At 52.3% G+C, this 12,243-nt stretch carries 16 protein-coding genes; 12 read left to right on the top strand and 4 right to left on the bottom strand.

The window, feature by feature from the left end; all coding sequences use genetic code 11:
• Positions 1–159 precede the first annotated feature (159 nt).
• The 7 genes from mlaF (at position 160) to murA (ending at position 4,965) form a co-directional block, all read left to right on the top strand.
• On the top strand, positions 160–972 hold the full coding sequence (gene mlaF / locus HV213_RS03020) for a phospholipid ABC transporter ATP-binding protein MlaF (protein WP_110272850.1): 813 nt from the start codon (positions 160–162) through the stop codon (positions 970–972).
• Positions 973–979: 7 nt separating this feature from the next.
• Positions 980–1,762 (top strand): lipid asymmetry maintenance ABC transporter permease subunit MlaE, encoded by a 783-nt coding sequence (mlaE, locus tag HV213_RS03025; RefSeq protein ID WP_110272851.1) that lies wholly within the window; start codon positions 980–982, stop codon positions 1,760–1,762.
• Between the two features lie 4 nt (positions 1,763–1,766).
• Entirely contained in the window at positions 1,767–2,318 is a 552-nt protein-coding gene (mlaD, locus tag HV213_RS03030; protein ID WP_181484720.1) for an outer membrane lipid asymmetry maintenance protein MlaD, read from the top strand.
• 18 nt (positions 2,319–2,336) lie between these two features.
• Complete coding sequence (mlaC, locus tag HV213_RS03035; protein ID WP_181484721.1) at positions 2,337–2,972, top strand: phospholipid-binding protein MlaC; 636 nt, start codon at positions 2,337–2,339, stop codon at positions 2,970–2,972.
• Positions 2,972–3,262, top strand: a complete 291-nt coding sequence (gene mlaB, locus HV213_RS03040; RefSeq protein WP_181484722.1) for a lipid asymmetry maintenance protein MlaB — start codon at positions 2,972–2,974, stop codon at positions 3,260–3,262. Before mlaC ends, mlaB begins: the two co-directional genes overlap by 1 nt.
• A 134-nt stretch (positions 3,263–3,396) precedes the next feature.
• Positions 3,397–3,651, top strand: coding sequence for a BolA family iron metabolism protein IbaG (gene ibaG / locus HV213_RS03045; protein ID WP_110272855.1), 255 nt, complete (start codon positions 3,397–3,399; stop codon positions 3,649–3,651).
• Between the two features lie 54 nt (positions 3,652–3,705).
• Positions 3,706–4,965 (top strand): UDP-N-acetylglucosamine 1-carboxyvinyltransferase, encoded by a 1,260-nt coding sequence (murA, locus tag HV213_RS03050; RefSeq protein WP_112213559.1) that lies wholly within the window; start codon positions 3,706–3,708, stop codon positions 4,963–4,965.
• A 61-nt stretch (positions 4,966–5,026) separates the two neighbouring features.
• Here murA and sfsB read toward each other — a convergent pair whose 3' ends face one another.
• Positions 5,027–5,299, bottom strand: coding sequence for a DNA-binding transcriptional regulator SfsB (gene sfsB / locus HV213_RS03055; RefSeq protein ID WP_181484723.1), 273 nt, complete (start codon positions 5,297–5,299; stop codon positions 5,027–5,029).
• 188 nt (positions 5,300–5,487) lie between these two features.
• Positions 5,488–6,459: an octaprenyl diphosphate synthase gene (gene ispB, locus HV213_RS03060; protein WP_110272858.1), complete on the bottom strand. Its 972-nt coding sequence runs from the start codon at positions 6,457–6,459 to the stop codon at positions 5,488–5,490.
• Between the two features lie 260 nt (positions 6,460–6,719).
• On the opposite strand from ispB, the gene rplU reads away from it, so the two are divergent.
• From rplU to cgtA, 4 genes are all read left to right on the top strand, one after another.
• Positions 6,720–7,031 carry a 50S ribosomal protein L21 gene (gene rplU / locus HV213_RS03065; protein WP_004106123.1) on the top strand — a complete coding sequence of 104 codons (312 nt, stop codon included), beginning with the start codon at positions 6,720–6,722 and terminating at the stop codon, positions 7,029–7,031.
• 19 nt (positions 7,032–7,050) lie between these two features.
• Positions 7,051–7,308, top strand: coding sequence for a 50S ribosomal protein L27 (rpmA, locus tag HV213_RS03070; protein ID WP_003861831.1), 258 nt, complete (start codon positions 7,051–7,053; stop codon positions 7,306–7,308).
• A gap of 95 nt (positions 7,309–7,403) precedes the next feature.
• The gene (locus tag HV213_RS03075; RefSeq protein WP_181484724.1) at positions 7,404–8,369 is read left to right on the top strand and encodes a DMT family transporter; all 966 of its coding nucleotides are present in this window, start codon (positions 7,404–7,406) and stop codon (positions 8,367–8,369) included.
• Between the two features lie 15 nt (positions 8,370–8,384).
• The gene (cgtA, locus tag HV213_RS03080; protein ID WP_181484725.1) at positions 8,385–9,563 is read left to right on the top strand and encodes an Obg family GTPase CgtA; all 1,179 of its coding nucleotides are present in this window, start codon (positions 8,385–8,387) and stop codon (positions 9,561–9,563) included.
• Positions 9,564–9,607: 44 nt separating this feature from the next.
• On the opposite strand, the gene dacB is transcribed toward cgtA, so the two are convergent.
• On the bottom strand, positions 9,608–11,041 hold the full coding sequence (gene dacB / locus HV213_RS03085) for a serine-type D-Ala-D-Ala carboxypeptidase (protein ID WP_181484726.1): 1,434 nt from the start codon (positions 11,039–11,041) through the stop codon (positions 9,608–9,610).
• A gap of 236 nt (positions 11,042–11,277) precedes the next feature.
• Between dacB and greA the strand changes: the two genes are divergently transcribed.
• A complete protein-coding gene (gene greA, locus HV213_RS03090; RefSeq protein ID WP_110272862.1) occupies positions 11,278–11,754 on the top strand; it encodes a transcription elongation factor GreA in 477 nt (158 codons plus the stop codon).
• Positions 11,755–11,906: 152 nt separating this feature from the next.
• On the opposite strand, the gene yhbY is transcribed toward greA, so the two are convergent.
• Positions 11,907–12,200 (bottom strand): ribosome assembly RNA-binding protein YhbY, encoded by a 294-nt coding sequence (gene yhbY, locus HV213_RS03095; protein WP_003025016.1) that lies wholly within the window; start codon positions 12,198–12,200, stop codon positions 11,907–11,909.
• Positions 12,201–12,243 lie beyond the last annotated feature (43 nt).

Raw genomic sequence — 12,243 nt, forward strand, 5'->3', positions numbered from 1 at the left:
CAGCGTAACGAATTCTTAATTTTGACTTTATGTGTGCCAAAAGTAAAACAAATGCCAGCTTTCGCTAACCTGGGCAGGTAAGATTCTGTAAAAATGTTGGGTTCGTGGTGAAAGAAAGCGCCATGCTTAGCTCAATGGGTGTCTAGTAAGGATGATTTTATGAGCCAAACTTTGGCGAATTTAGTCGAAGTTCGCGGTATTCGCTTCTCAAGGAGCGACCGCGTGATTTTCGACGACATCTCGCTGTCGGTGCCTCGCGGTAAGATCACCGCAATCATGGGACCATCAGGGATCGGCAAAACTACCCTGTTACGCCTGATCGGCGGCCAGATCCCACCAGACAAGGGCGAGATCCTGTTTGATGGTGAAAACGTGCCGCAGATGTCTCGTTCGCGCCTGTATACCGTGCGCAAGAGAATGAGCATGCTGTTTCAGTCCGGCGCGCTGTTCACTGATATGAACGTGTTTGATAACGTGGCTTATCCGTTGCGTGAACATACCCGCCTGCCGGAAGCGCTCCTGCACACCACGGTGATGATGAAGCTGGAAGCTGTCGGGCTGCGTGGTGCCGCGAAGCTGATGCCTTCCGAGCTCTCCGGTGGGATGGCGCGCCGCGCCGCTTTGGCGAGGGCCATTGCGCTGGAACCTGATCTAATCATGTTCGATGAGCCTTTTGTCGGGCAGGATCCCATTACCATGGGAGTGCTGGTGAAGCTGATTTCTGAACTCAACAGTACCCTGGGTGTCACTTGTATCGTGGTTTCGCATGATGTGCCGGAAGTCCTCAGCATTGCGGACTTTGCGTATATTGTGGCGGACAAAAAAGTTGTGGCGCATGGGAGCGCGCAGTCGCTGCGTGAAAATGCCGATCCTCGGGTTCGTCAGTTCATTGATGGTATTGCCGACGGCCCTGTGCCGTTCCGCTATCCCGCGGGCGACTATCACCATGATTTATTAGGCAAAGGGAGTTAAGCGACTCATGCTGTTAAATGCGCTGGCCGCGCTCGGACATCGTGGTATTAAAAGTATCGCGACGTTTGGGCGTGCTGGATTAATGCTCTTCAACGCCGTAGTGGGCAAGCCCGAGTTTCGTAAGCATGCACCGCTGCTGATGCGTCAGCTATACAACGTCGGCGTGCTGTCGATGCTGATCATCATCGTCTCGGGGCTGTTTATTGGTATGGTTCTGGGGCTGCAGGGGTATCTGGTCTTAACCACCTATAGCGCCGAAACCAGTCTGGGCATGCTGGTGGCGCTGTCTCTGCTGCGTGAACTGGGGCCGGTTGTCGCCGCGCTGCTGTTCGCCGGGCGCGCCGGTTCGGCGCTGACCGCTGAAATCGGCCTGATGCGTGCGACCGAGCAGCTCTCCAGTATGGAGATGATGGCGGTTGATCCGCTTCGCCGCGTGATTTCTCCGCGTTTCTGGGCCGGGGTGATTTCACTGCCGTTGTTGACGATCATTTTCGTGGCAGTCGGCGTCTGGGGGGGATCGCTGGTCGGCGTTAGCTGGAAGGGTATCGACGGTGGATTCTTCTGGACCGCGATGCAAAATGCCGTCGACTGGCGGATGGACCTGGTTAACTGCCTGATTAAGAGTCTGGTTTTCGCCATTACGGTAACATGGATCGCGTTATTTAACGGTTATGACGCTATCCCCACTTCCGCCGGGATTAGCCGGGCGACAACGCGTACCGTGGTACATGCGTCGCTGGCGGTTCTGGGGCTGGATTTTGTGCTGACTGCGCTGATGTTTGGGAATTGAGTTCATGCAAACGAGAAAAAATGAAATCTGGGTAGGGGTGTTCTTACTGGTTGCGCTGCTGGCCGCGCTGTTTGTCTGCCTGAAGGCGGCAAACGTGACCTCTTTGCGTACCGAACCGACCTATCGACTCTACGCCACCTTTGACAATATTGGCGGTCTGAAAGCGCGGTCCCCGGTACGTATTGGTGGTGTTGTCGTAGGGCGCGTGGCGGATATCACGCTCGACCCGAAAACCTATCTGCCGCGTGTGGCTCTCGATATCGATGAGCGTTACAACCACATTCCGGATACCAGCTCGCTGGCAATCAGAACTTCCGGCCTGCTGGGTGAACAGTATCTGGCGATGAACATTGGTTTTGAAGACCCTGAGCTGGGAACTTCTATCCTTAAAGATGGTGGCACTATTCAGGACACCAAGTCTGCAATGGTACTGGAAGATCTGATCGGTCAGTTTCTTTACAACAGTAAAGGAACTGACAATAAGAATACTGGCGATGAACAGGCGGTGGATGAGGGTCATACTGACGCTACGCAGCCAGCCGGCACGACGCATTAATTTCAGGAGAGATAAGATATGTTTAAACGCTTACTAATGGTCGCCATGCTGGTGATTGCCCCCTTGACTGCCGCGACCGCTGCGGATCAATCTAATCCGTACAAGCTGATGGATGAAGCGGCGCAGAAAACCTTCGTTCGCCTGAAGAATGAGCAGCCGAAGATCCAGGCTAACCCGAACTACCTGCGCGATATCGTCGATCAGGAACTGCTGCCGTATGTTCAGGTAAAATACGCTGGGGCGCTGGTGCTGGGCCGTTATTACAAAGAGGCTACTCCTGCTCAGCGCGATGCTTATTTCGCCGCTTTCCGTGAATATCTGAAACAGGCTTACGGCCAGGCGCTGGCAATGTATCACGGGCAGACTTACCAGATTGCGCCAGAACAACCTCTTGGCGAAGCAACTATTATTCCAATCCGCGTGACTATCCTCGATCCGAATGGTCGTCCGCCGGTTCGTCTGGATTTCCAGTGGCGTAAAAATACCCAAACAGGTCACTGGCAGGCTTACGATATGATTGCGGAAGGGGTGAGCATGATCACCACCAAGCAAAACGAGTGGAGTGACCTGCTGCGCACTAAAGGCATTGATGGTCTGACGGCGCAGCTGAAGACAAGCTCCGCACAGTCGATTACTCTGGAACAGAAAAAATAATGACCGGGCAGCTGAGCTGGACTCGCGATGGTGAGACGCTGGTGCTGCACGGGGAGCTGGACCAGGATCTGCTGGTCCCGCTCTGGGAAGCTCGCACGCAGGCGACAGATGGCGTGTCGGTAATTGATCTGAATGAGGTGACCCGCGTGGACACAGCAGGTCTGGCGCTATTGGTGCATTTCATTGCTCTGATTCGTCGTCAGGGCCGGGCAGCGCAGTTAATGGGTAAGAGTGAGAACGTGCAAACCCTGATCGGGCTTTACAACCTCCCGGACGACATGATCCCATAATTTTTCAGTGTCTTACTGCTAAAGCTATTCTGAAAGCCTCATCAAACTTTTCGATGGGGCTTTTTGCTTGTTTAAGACCGCGCCACTTTCCTCTAAGATGTTGGGCTGTTTTCACTATCAGATAAAACTAGCCCATGGAAAATCATGAAATTCAGACCGTGCTGATGAACGCACTCTCCCTTCAGGAAGTCCACGTCTCTGGCGATGGCAGCCACTTTCAGGTTATTGCTGTGGGTGAGATGTTCGACGGCATGAGCCGGGTCAAGAAGCAACAGGCTATCTACGCCCCGTTAATGGAATTTATTGCCGACAACCGCATCCATGCTCTGTCGATTAAAGCGTTTACCCCGCAGGAGTGGGCGCGTGACCGCAAACTAAATGGCTTATAAGCTGTGGGGATGTTCCCCACAGCGTATGTGAATTCTTAACAGAGAACAGAATCAATGGATAAATTCCGTGTTCAGGGGCCGACTCGTCTTCAGGGCGAAGTCACGATTTCCGGTGCGAAAAACGCCGCTCTGCCAATCCTCTTTGCCGCGCTGTTAGCCGACGAGCCGATTGAGATCCAAAACGTACCGAAGCTAAAAGACATCGATACCACCATGAAACTGCTGAGCCAGTTGGGCGCGAACGTTAAGCGTAATGGTTCTGTATGGATCGATGCTGGCCCGGTTGACGTCTTCTGTGCTCCGTACGATTTGGTTAAAACCATGCGCGCCTCTATTTGGGCGCTGGGGCCGCTGGTGGCTCGTTTTGGTCAGGGCCAGGTTTCACTCCCAGGCGGCTGCGCCATTGGCGCTCGTCCGGTTGATTTGCATATCACCGGTCTTGAACAACTGGGCGCGGAAATCAAACTGGAAGAAGGCTATGTTAAAGCGTCGGTCAATGGGCGTTTAAAGGGCGCGCATATCGTGATGGATAAGGTCAGCGTTGGTGCGACCGTGACCATCATGAGTGCTGCGACGCTGGCGGAAGGCACTACTGTTATCGAAAACGCCGCGCGCGAGCCGGAAATTGTCGATACCGCGAACTTCCTGAATACGCTGGGTGCGAAGATCAAAGGTCAGGGTACCGATCGTATCACCATCGAAGGCGTCGCGCGTTTGGGTGGCGGCGTATACCGTGTTCTACCAGACCGTATCGAAACGGGTACTTTCCTGGTGGCTGCCGCCATTTCTGGCGGTAAGATCCTGTGCCGTAATGCCCAGCCTGATACCCTGGATGCTGTTCTGGCGAAGCTGCGTGATGCCGGGGCAGATATTGAAACCGGTGAGGACTGGATTAGTCTGGATATGCATGGTCATCGTCCGAAGGCCGTCAACGTTCGCACTGCTCCACACCCGGGTTTCCCGACCGATATGCAGGCTCAGTTCACCTTACTGAATTTGGTTGCAGAGGGAACGGGTGTGATCACTGAAACCATCTTTGAAAACCGCTTTATGCACATACCGGAACTGATCCGTATGGGCGCTCATGCGGAAATCGAGAGCAATACGGCGATTTGTCACGGCGTAGAGCAGCTTTCTGGTGCTCAGGTGATGGCGACCGATTTACGTGCGTCAGCAAGTCTGGTGCTGGCGGGCTGCATTGCGGAGGGTACGACGATTGTCGATCGTATCTACCACATTGACCGTGGTTACGAACGTATTGAAGATAAACTGCAGGCGTTGGGCGCAAATATCGAACGCGTCAAAGGCGAATAAACCTGTAGCGGCAGCAGCCCTCTGACGCTTGTCCGGGGGCTGTTGTCTGTATGACCTCGCTTTACTTGTTATTCTTCCTTTGACGCATCATCTGCGTCCTGTCGATAAACTGATGGGTATTGGGATCGTGATAGCGCGATGGCCAAATGATCCATGGTGTTGTTTCCAGCGCGTTCGCAATAATTAGCTCACCTTTGGGCCAGGGGCGGGTTAACGCATTGGCAAGCGTGGAGGAACTCAAACCATTACGCCGCGATTCAGCCGCCAGCGACGTCCCTTTTTTGCGTAATCCGGCAATGATATCCGCCGGATGCCAGTCAATGAACTTATCCATAAATTCTCCTGGTAATAAAGATCCGATCGTCCTTAACGAGCGACGAAATGACTATACCTCGAGTTCCAGTATTGTTCTAACAAGTTCTTTTAATGGGATGGAATATTAGGAATATATCAAGTTGCGGGAGACGTTATTGAATTTTATTGGAACTTTCCCGCGCAGTGCGCGGGAAAGTGAGAGGGGGATTAATGGTCGCGTTGTACCGCAATATGAGCGAGACCAATTAGCGCTTCGCGCCACTGGGAGTCAGGAAGGACCTGAAGTGCGGCAATTGCTTTATCCGCCTCTTCCTCCGCACGTTTTTGGGTCCATTCAAGCGAACCGCAGGCCGCCATGGTTTCCAGTACGGCTTCCAGCAGGTGACGGCCGTTACCCTGCTCAATCGCGCCGCGAATCATAGCGGATTGCTCTACTGTGCCATGACGCATTGCGTGCAGCAGAGGAAGGGTGGGTTTGCCTTCGTTGAGATCATCCCCGACGTTTTTGCCAAGACGCTCGCCATCGGAACTGTAGTCGAGTAAATCATCGATTAGCTGGAAAGCAGTACCCAGATAGCGTCCGTAATCCTGCAACGCTTTCTCTTGTTCTGCAGTACAGTCGGCCAGAATCCCTGAACACTGGGCAGCGGCTTCAAACAGGCGGGCGGTCTTGCTGTAAATAACCCGCATATAGTTTTCTTCAGTGATGTCGGGATCGTTGACGTTCATTAATTGCAGAACTTCGCCTTCTGCAATGACATTAACGGCTTCTGACATCACTTCCAAAACCTTCAATGAACCAAGAGCGGTCATCATCTGAAAGGCGCGTGTATAGATGAAATCACCCACCAGTACGCTTGCTGCGTTGCCAAAAGCGGCGTTTGCTGTGGCTTTTCCTCGGCGCATGTCTGACTCATCGACGACGTCATCATGCAGGAGGGTGGCGGTATGGATAAATTCGATCAGAGCGGCGATGGTGACGTGCGCGTTACCCTGGTAACCGACGGCCCGTGCGGCCAGCACGGCGATCATCGGACGAATACGTTTGCCGCCTCCACTGACGATGTAATAGCCTAACTGATTGATAAGCTGAACATCAGAGTCGAGTTGCTTAAGGATTGTCGCATTGACGCCCGCCATATCCTGCGCGGTTAACTCATTGATTTTTTCTAAATTCATCGCAAAAGCCGGGCCAAATGTCCTGTTACCGCGTATCCGAATGGGATCACAGAAGGATTAAGATAGAATTAAAAGAATATGTGATTGTACTGAAAAATTGGCGTAGATAAACGTTGTAGTGAAAGTTGTGTTTTTTTTCTGCGTTGATCGCTGATCGCTCTTGTCAAAGGCTCGCGTTTTGCGTAATATTCGCGCCCTATTGTGAATATTTATAGCGCACTCTGAATCATACGAAGAGGTGCGCGGAAGCGGAGTTCTATATGTACGCGGTTTTCCAAAGTGGTGGTAAACAACACCGAGTAAGCGAAGGTCAAACCATTCGCCTGGAAAAGCTGGACATCGCAACTGGCGAAGCTGTTGAGTTCGCTGAAGTGCTGATGATCGCAAACGGTGAAGAAATTAAGATCGGCGTTCCTTTCGTTGAGGGCGGCGTAATCAAAGCTGAAGTTGTTGCTCATGGTCGTGGCGAGAAAGTTAAAATCGTTAAGTTTCGTCGTCGTAAACACTACCGTAAGCAGCAGGGCCATCGTCAGTGGTTCACTGATGTGAAAATTACTGGCATCAGCGCCTAAGACCTGAGGAGAGATTTAAATGGCACATAAAAAGGCTGGCGGCTCAACTCGTAACGGTCGCGATTCAGAAGCTAAACGCCTTGGCGTTAAGCGTTTCGGTGGCGAATCCGTTCTGGCGGGTAGCATCATCGTTCGTCAACGTGGTACCAAATTCCACGCTGGCACTAACGTAGGTTGCGGTCGTGACCACACTCTGTTTGCTAAAGCAGACGGCAAAGTGAAATTTGAAGTTAAAGGCCCGAACAACCGTAAATACATCAGCATCGTTGCTGAGTAAGTTTTTCGTGGTCCGGTAACGGATTAAAGCCCCGCAACGTGTTGCGGGGCTTTTTACATTGAAAACCCGGAAAATTTTCTGCAGGGAAAACGGGCATGAAGCAGCAGGCCGGCATCGGCATTCTTTTAGCGCTCACCACTGCAATGTGCTGGGGTGCTTTGCCGATCGCTATGAAGCAGGTTCTTGAAGTGATGGAGCCGCCGACGGTGGTCTTTTATCGCTTTTTGATGGCAAGTTTTGGTCTTGGGACCATTCTGGTCATCAAAAGGAAGCTACCTCCGCTGCGCATCTTTCGCAAGCCGCGCTGGCTGATACTACTGGCCATTGCGACAGGTGGTTTGTTCGGTAACTTCATTCTGTTTAGTTCTTCCCTGCAATATCTCAGCCCCACCGCTTCCCAGGTGATTGGTCAGTTGTCCCCTGTCGGTATGATGGTTGCCAGCGTGTTTATCCTCAAAGAGAGAATGCGCGGTACTCAGATTGTGGGGGCGATGATGCTGGTTAGCGGTCTGGTGATGTTCTTCAACACCAGCCTGATTGAGATTTTTACCCGTCTGACTGATTACACGTGGGGGGTAATTTTCGGTGTTGGGGCCGCGACGGTATGGGTGAGTTATGGCGTCGCGCAAAAGGTGTTATTACGCCGTCTGGCATCACAGCAGATCCTGTTTTTGCTGTACACTTTATGTACGATAGCGCTTTTGCCGTTGGCGACGCCATCGCAGGTACTGGCGTTAAGCGACTGGCAACTGGCCTGCCTGGTTTTTTGCGGGTTGAATACTCTGGTGGGCTACGGTGCGCTGGCGGAAGCTATGGCGCGCTGGCAGGCGGCGCAAGTGAGCGCGTTGATTACCTTAACGCCGCTGTTTACGCTGCTATTTTCAGATTTATTATCACTGGCCTGGCCAGACGTTTTCGCCAGACCGCTGTTGAACCTGATGGGTTATCTCGGTGCGTTTGTCGTGGTTGCGGGCGCGATGTATTCCGCCGTCGGCCATCGTCTTTGGGGACGGTGGCGAAAGCGAGGAGCGGTTGTGCCGCTGCCCCGCTCAGGCGAATGATTTACGGAGAGTAAAATGAAGTTTGTTGATGAAGCAACGATCCTGGTCGTAGCAGGTGATGGCGGCAATGGTTGCGTTAGCTTCCGCCGCGAAAAATATATCCCGAGAGGCGGCCCGGACGGTGGTGATGGTGGTGATGGTGGTGATGTCTGGCTTGAAGCGGATGAGAACCTGAATACCTTGATCGACTACCGTTTTGAGAAGTCCTTCCGCGCTGAGCGTGGACAGAATGGTCAGAGTCGCGACTGTACCGGTAAGCGCGGTAAAGATGTGACGGTGAAGGTGCCGGTAGGGACTCGTGTTATTGACCAGGGGACCGGTGAGACGATGGGCGATATGACCAAGCACGGTCAGCGCCTGATGGTCGCAAAAGGCGGCTGGCACGGTTTGGGTAACACCCGCTTCAAATCGTCCGTCAACCGTACCCCGCGTCAGAAAACCATGGGTACACCAGGCGATAAACGCGATCTGCAACTGGAGCTGATGCTGCTGGCGGACGTAGGGATGCTGGGGATGCCGAATGCAGGTAAATCCACCTTTATTCGTGCAGTCTCTGCAGCGAAGCCCAAAGTCGCTGACTATCCGTTTACTACGCTGGTACCGAGCCTCGGTGTTGTGCGTATGGACAACGAGAAGAGCTTCGTCGTTGCGGATATCCCTGGACTGATTGAAGGCGCTGCAGAGGGGGCCGGTCTTGGTATTCGCTTCCTGAAGCACCTTGAGCGCTGCCGTGTACTCTTGCACCTCATTGATATCGAACCGATTGACGGCTCCGATCCGGTTGAGAACGCGCGGATCATTATCGGTGAGCTGGAGAAATACAGCGAGAAACTGGCTTCTAAACCGCGTTGGCTGGTCTTTAACAAGATCGACCTGATGGATAAAGCCGAGGCGGAAGCCAAAGCGAAAACCATCGCTGAAGCGCTGGGCTGGGAAGACAAGTTCTATCTGATTTCTGCCGCCAGCCAGCAGGGGGTGAAGGATCTGTGTTGGGACGTGATGACCTTTATCATCGAAAATCCAATCGTTCATGCTGAAGAAGCGAAGTCGGCGGAAAAAGTCGAGTTTATGTGGGATGACTATCACCGTCAGCAGCTTGAAGAAGCGGAAGTCGAAGTGGAAGACGACGAAGATTGGGATGATGATTGGGACGAAGACGACGAAGAAGGCGTCGAATTCATCTACAAACGTTAATTTTGAGCAATCTAAAAGGGCCGCATGTGATGCGGCCCTTTGTCTTAGTTATTCTGATACAAATCTTTGTACAACCGACTTTCGAAACGCACGAGTGGAATACGTCGATTGCGTTGATCGGCTGGTGGCACAGCATAGCCTGATAAATATTGCACAAATGCGATTTTCTGCCCGCTGGCCGTGGTGATGAAACCAGCCAGATTGTAAACCCCTTGCAGAGAGCCCGTTTTGGCGGAAACTTTGCCATCAACGCCAGCCTGATGTAGACCCGCTCGATATTGCAGAGAGCCATCGTGCCCTGCCAGAGGCAGCATTGAGATAAAGTTGAGTTCAGTATCGTGCTGAGCAATGTACTGTAGTACCTGCATCATCGTCGCGGGTGCGATGAGGTTATGGCGCGACAGACCTGAGCCATCCGCAATAATGGTATTCCCGAGATCGACACTGGCCTGCTGGCGCAGGATTTGCCGTACTGCATCGGAACCCGCTCGCCAGGTACCCGGTACGCCGAAACGAGCGTGTCCAATGGTACGAAATACGGTATCGGCAATCATATTGTCTGATTTTTTCAGCATGATCCGCAGCAGGTCGTGCAGCGGTGCAGATTGGGTTGTTGCGAGCACGGTACCGGGGTCGTTAGCCAATGTCTGGCGTAGCAGTGTACCGCTCCAGGTAATACCGGCATCAGTCAGTTCAGACTTCAGAATCGCACCGGCGTAGCCAGCACCATCCTGGATGGCGAAGGCCAACGGCAAAGGTTCGCTGCGCTGTGGTAGGCATCCGGTCAGGGTATATCGATTTAGATCGCCTGGGACCACGTCTAGCTCGCAGTATTGCGCCTCAGAAGAGCCTCGCGCCAGGGTGCGCACTTGACTGAACATCGTCACCGGGTAGTAGGATGCCACACGGATAAACGCCAGATCTCCCGGCTTTTGCGCGCTGTAGAGCGAAATGGAGAAGCAGTTGCGATCGACAATAGCCGCCGCTGGGGGCGCGCTAAAGCATTGTGTCATATCATTCCACGGCCAGCCTGGCGCTTTGTCATGACTGGCAAACACAGAAGTATCGATAAGCACATTGCCATCAATACGCTGGACACCCGCTTTTTTCAACGTGGCGACCATATTACGTATATCCTGGCGTTTGAGCGTTGGATCGCCGCCGAAACGCGCAATAAGATCGCCCTTTAGTACGCCACCTTCAATATTGCCTTTAGTTTCCAGCGTCGTAGTGAAGCGGAAATTCGGACCCAGTTGCAGCAGCGCGGCCAGAGCGGTTATCACTTTCTGGGTACTGGCTGGGAGCGCCATTTGTTGGCTGTGAAAGTCTATCTCCGGCGTCGGGGAGCCGACCTTTTGTGCCATAAAGGCAAGGTTCGCACCCGCAGGAAGCTGGTTGATGTACTCGTCAATATTCGCCGCTTGAGCGCTAATCGCTATGCCGGCAGTCAATCCGATGATAAATCTGGAAAATCGCATAATCTCGCGCTAACAACCTGAAACCGAGCCGTCATACTACGGTGCAACACCCTGTAAAGTAAACGATGACCCATAGTGAACTTCAGGGTAAAATACATATCAAATTGAAAATTGCTGCTGGCCTGGGGGATTGCTTTCCGGGTCGGTTTTCTTTTTGCTCCTGTCTTGCTTAAGGCTTGACCGGTTGCGGAACGGCGGTGTCCGTTCCATGAAAGAATGATAAAGAGGTATAACAAATGCAAGCTATTCCGATGACCTTACGTGGCGCTGAAAAATTGCGCGAAGAACTGGATTTTCTGAAGTCCGTGCGTCGCCCTGAAATTATTGCTGCTATCGCTGATGCCCGTGAACACGGCGATCTGAAAGAGAATGCTGAGTATCATGCAGCTCGCGAACAGCAGGGTTTTTGTGAAGGTCGCATTAAGGATATCGAAGCGAAACTGTCGAATGCGCAGGTTATCGATATCACCAAAATGCCAAACAATGGCCGGGTGATTTTTGCTTCAACAGTCAGTGTTTTGAATCTTGATACCGATGAAGAGCAGACTTACCGTATCGTTGGCGACGATGAAGCTGATTTTAAGCAAAATCTGATTTCTGTAAACTCGCCGATTGCACGTGGCCTGATCGGTAAAGAACAGGATGATGTTGTCGTAATCCGTACTCCAGGCGGTGAAGTCGAATTCGAAATTATTAAGGTTGAGTACCTTTAATCCGAATTTACGGCTACGATGTTGATGGATTGTAAAGAAAGGAAAAAGGCCGCATAGCGGCCTTTTATCAACGTCCGGAGCATGGCATTTTGCTCGTCTACCCGCAGAAAACCCTCGATTTACACAAAGTTGTGTCGATAACCAGGATATTCTTAGCGTGGCAGCGAGATTTTACGCTCTTTAGTCGGGCGATACAGGACCAGCGTTTTACCGATGACCTGTACGTTACAGGCGCCGGTTTCGCGCACGATGGCTTCCACGATCAAGGTTTTAGTGTCGCGATCTTCCGAGGCGATCTTCACCTTGATAAGTTCATGGTGCTCTAACGCTTGTTCAATCTCGGCCAGTACCCCTTCGGTCAAACCATTGTTGCCAAGCATAACTACCGGCTTGAGCGGATGTGCCAGACCTTTCAGGTGCTGTTTTTGTTTAGTACTCAGATTCATCGTATTTTTTTGCTTACGTTGGGATTGAAAACGGTTCATTCTA

Origin of the sequence: Klebsiella sp. RHBSTW-00484, from assembly GCF_013705725.1 — a bacterium.
In the GTDB taxonomy this organism is placed as follows: Bacteria; Pseudomonadota; Gammaproteobacteria; order Enterobacterales; family Enterobacteriaceae; genus Klebsiella.

What these genes read in the sequence shown, in the direction of transcription:
- cgtA (WP_181484725.1), top strand. Translation starts at nt 8,385, where the DNA reads ATGAAGTTTGTTGATGAAGCAACGATCCTGGTCGTAGCAGGTGATGGC.
- yhbY (WP_003025016.1), bottom strand. Translation starts at nt 12,200, where the DNA reads ATGAATCTGAGTACTAAACAAAAACAGCACCTGAAAGGTCTGGCACAT.
- HV213_RS03075 (WP_181484724.1), top strand. Translation starts at nt 7,404, where the DNA reads ATGAAGCAGCAGGCCGGCATCGGCATTCTTTTAGCGCTCACCACTGCA.
- murA (WP_112213559.1), top strand. Translation starts at nt 3,706, where the DNA reads ATGGATAAATTCCGTGTTCAGGGGCCGACTCGTCTTCAGGGCGAAGTC.
- mlaF (WP_110272850.1), top strand. Translation starts at nt 160, where the DNA reads ATGAGCCAAACTTTGGCGAATTTAGTCGAAGTTCGCGGTATTCGCTTC.
- greA (WP_110272862.1), top strand. Translation starts at nt 11,278, where the DNA reads ATGCAAGCTATTCCGATGACCTTACGTGGCGCTGAAAAATTGCGCGAA.
- mlaC (WP_181484721.1), top strand. Translation starts at nt 2,337, where the DNA reads ATGTTTAAACGCTTACTAATGGTCGCCATGCTGGTGATTGCCCCCTTG.
- ibaG (WP_110272855.1), top strand. Translation starts at nt 3,397, where the DNA reads ATGGAAAATCATGAAATTCAGACCGTGCTGATGAACGCACTCTCCCTT.
- sfsB (WP_181484723.1), bottom strand. Translation starts at nt 5,299, where the DNA reads ATGGATAAGTTCATTGACTGGCATCCGGCGGATATCATTGCCGGATTA.
- rplU (WP_004106123.1), top strand. Translation starts at nt 6,720, where the DNA reads ATGTACGCGGTTTTCCAAAGTGGTGGTAAACAACACCGAGTAAGCGAA.
- mlaD (WP_181484720.1), top strand. Translation starts at nt 1,767, where the DNA reads ATGCAAACGAGAAAAAATGAAATCTGGGTAGGGGTGTTCTTACTGGTT.
- ispB (WP_110272858.1), bottom strand. Translation starts at nt 6,459, where the DNA reads ATGAATTTAGAAAAAATCAATGAGTTAACCGCGCAGGATATGGCGGGC.
- mlaB (WP_181484722.1), top strand. Translation starts at nt 2,972, where the DNA reads ATGACCGGGCAGCTGAGCTGGACTCGCGATGGTGAGACGCTGGTGCTG.
- mlaE (WP_110272851.1), top strand. Translation starts at nt 980, where the DNA reads ATGCTGTTAAATGCGCTGGCCGCGCTCGGACATCGTGGTATTAAAAGT.
- dacB (WP_181484726.1), bottom strand. Translation starts at nt 11,041, where the DNA reads ATGCGATTTTCCAGATTTATCATCGGATTGACTGCCGGCATAGCGATT.
- rpmA (WP_003861831.1), top strand. Translation starts at nt 7,051, where the DNA reads ATGGCACATAAAAAGGCTGGCGGCTCAACTCGTAACGGTCGCGATTCA.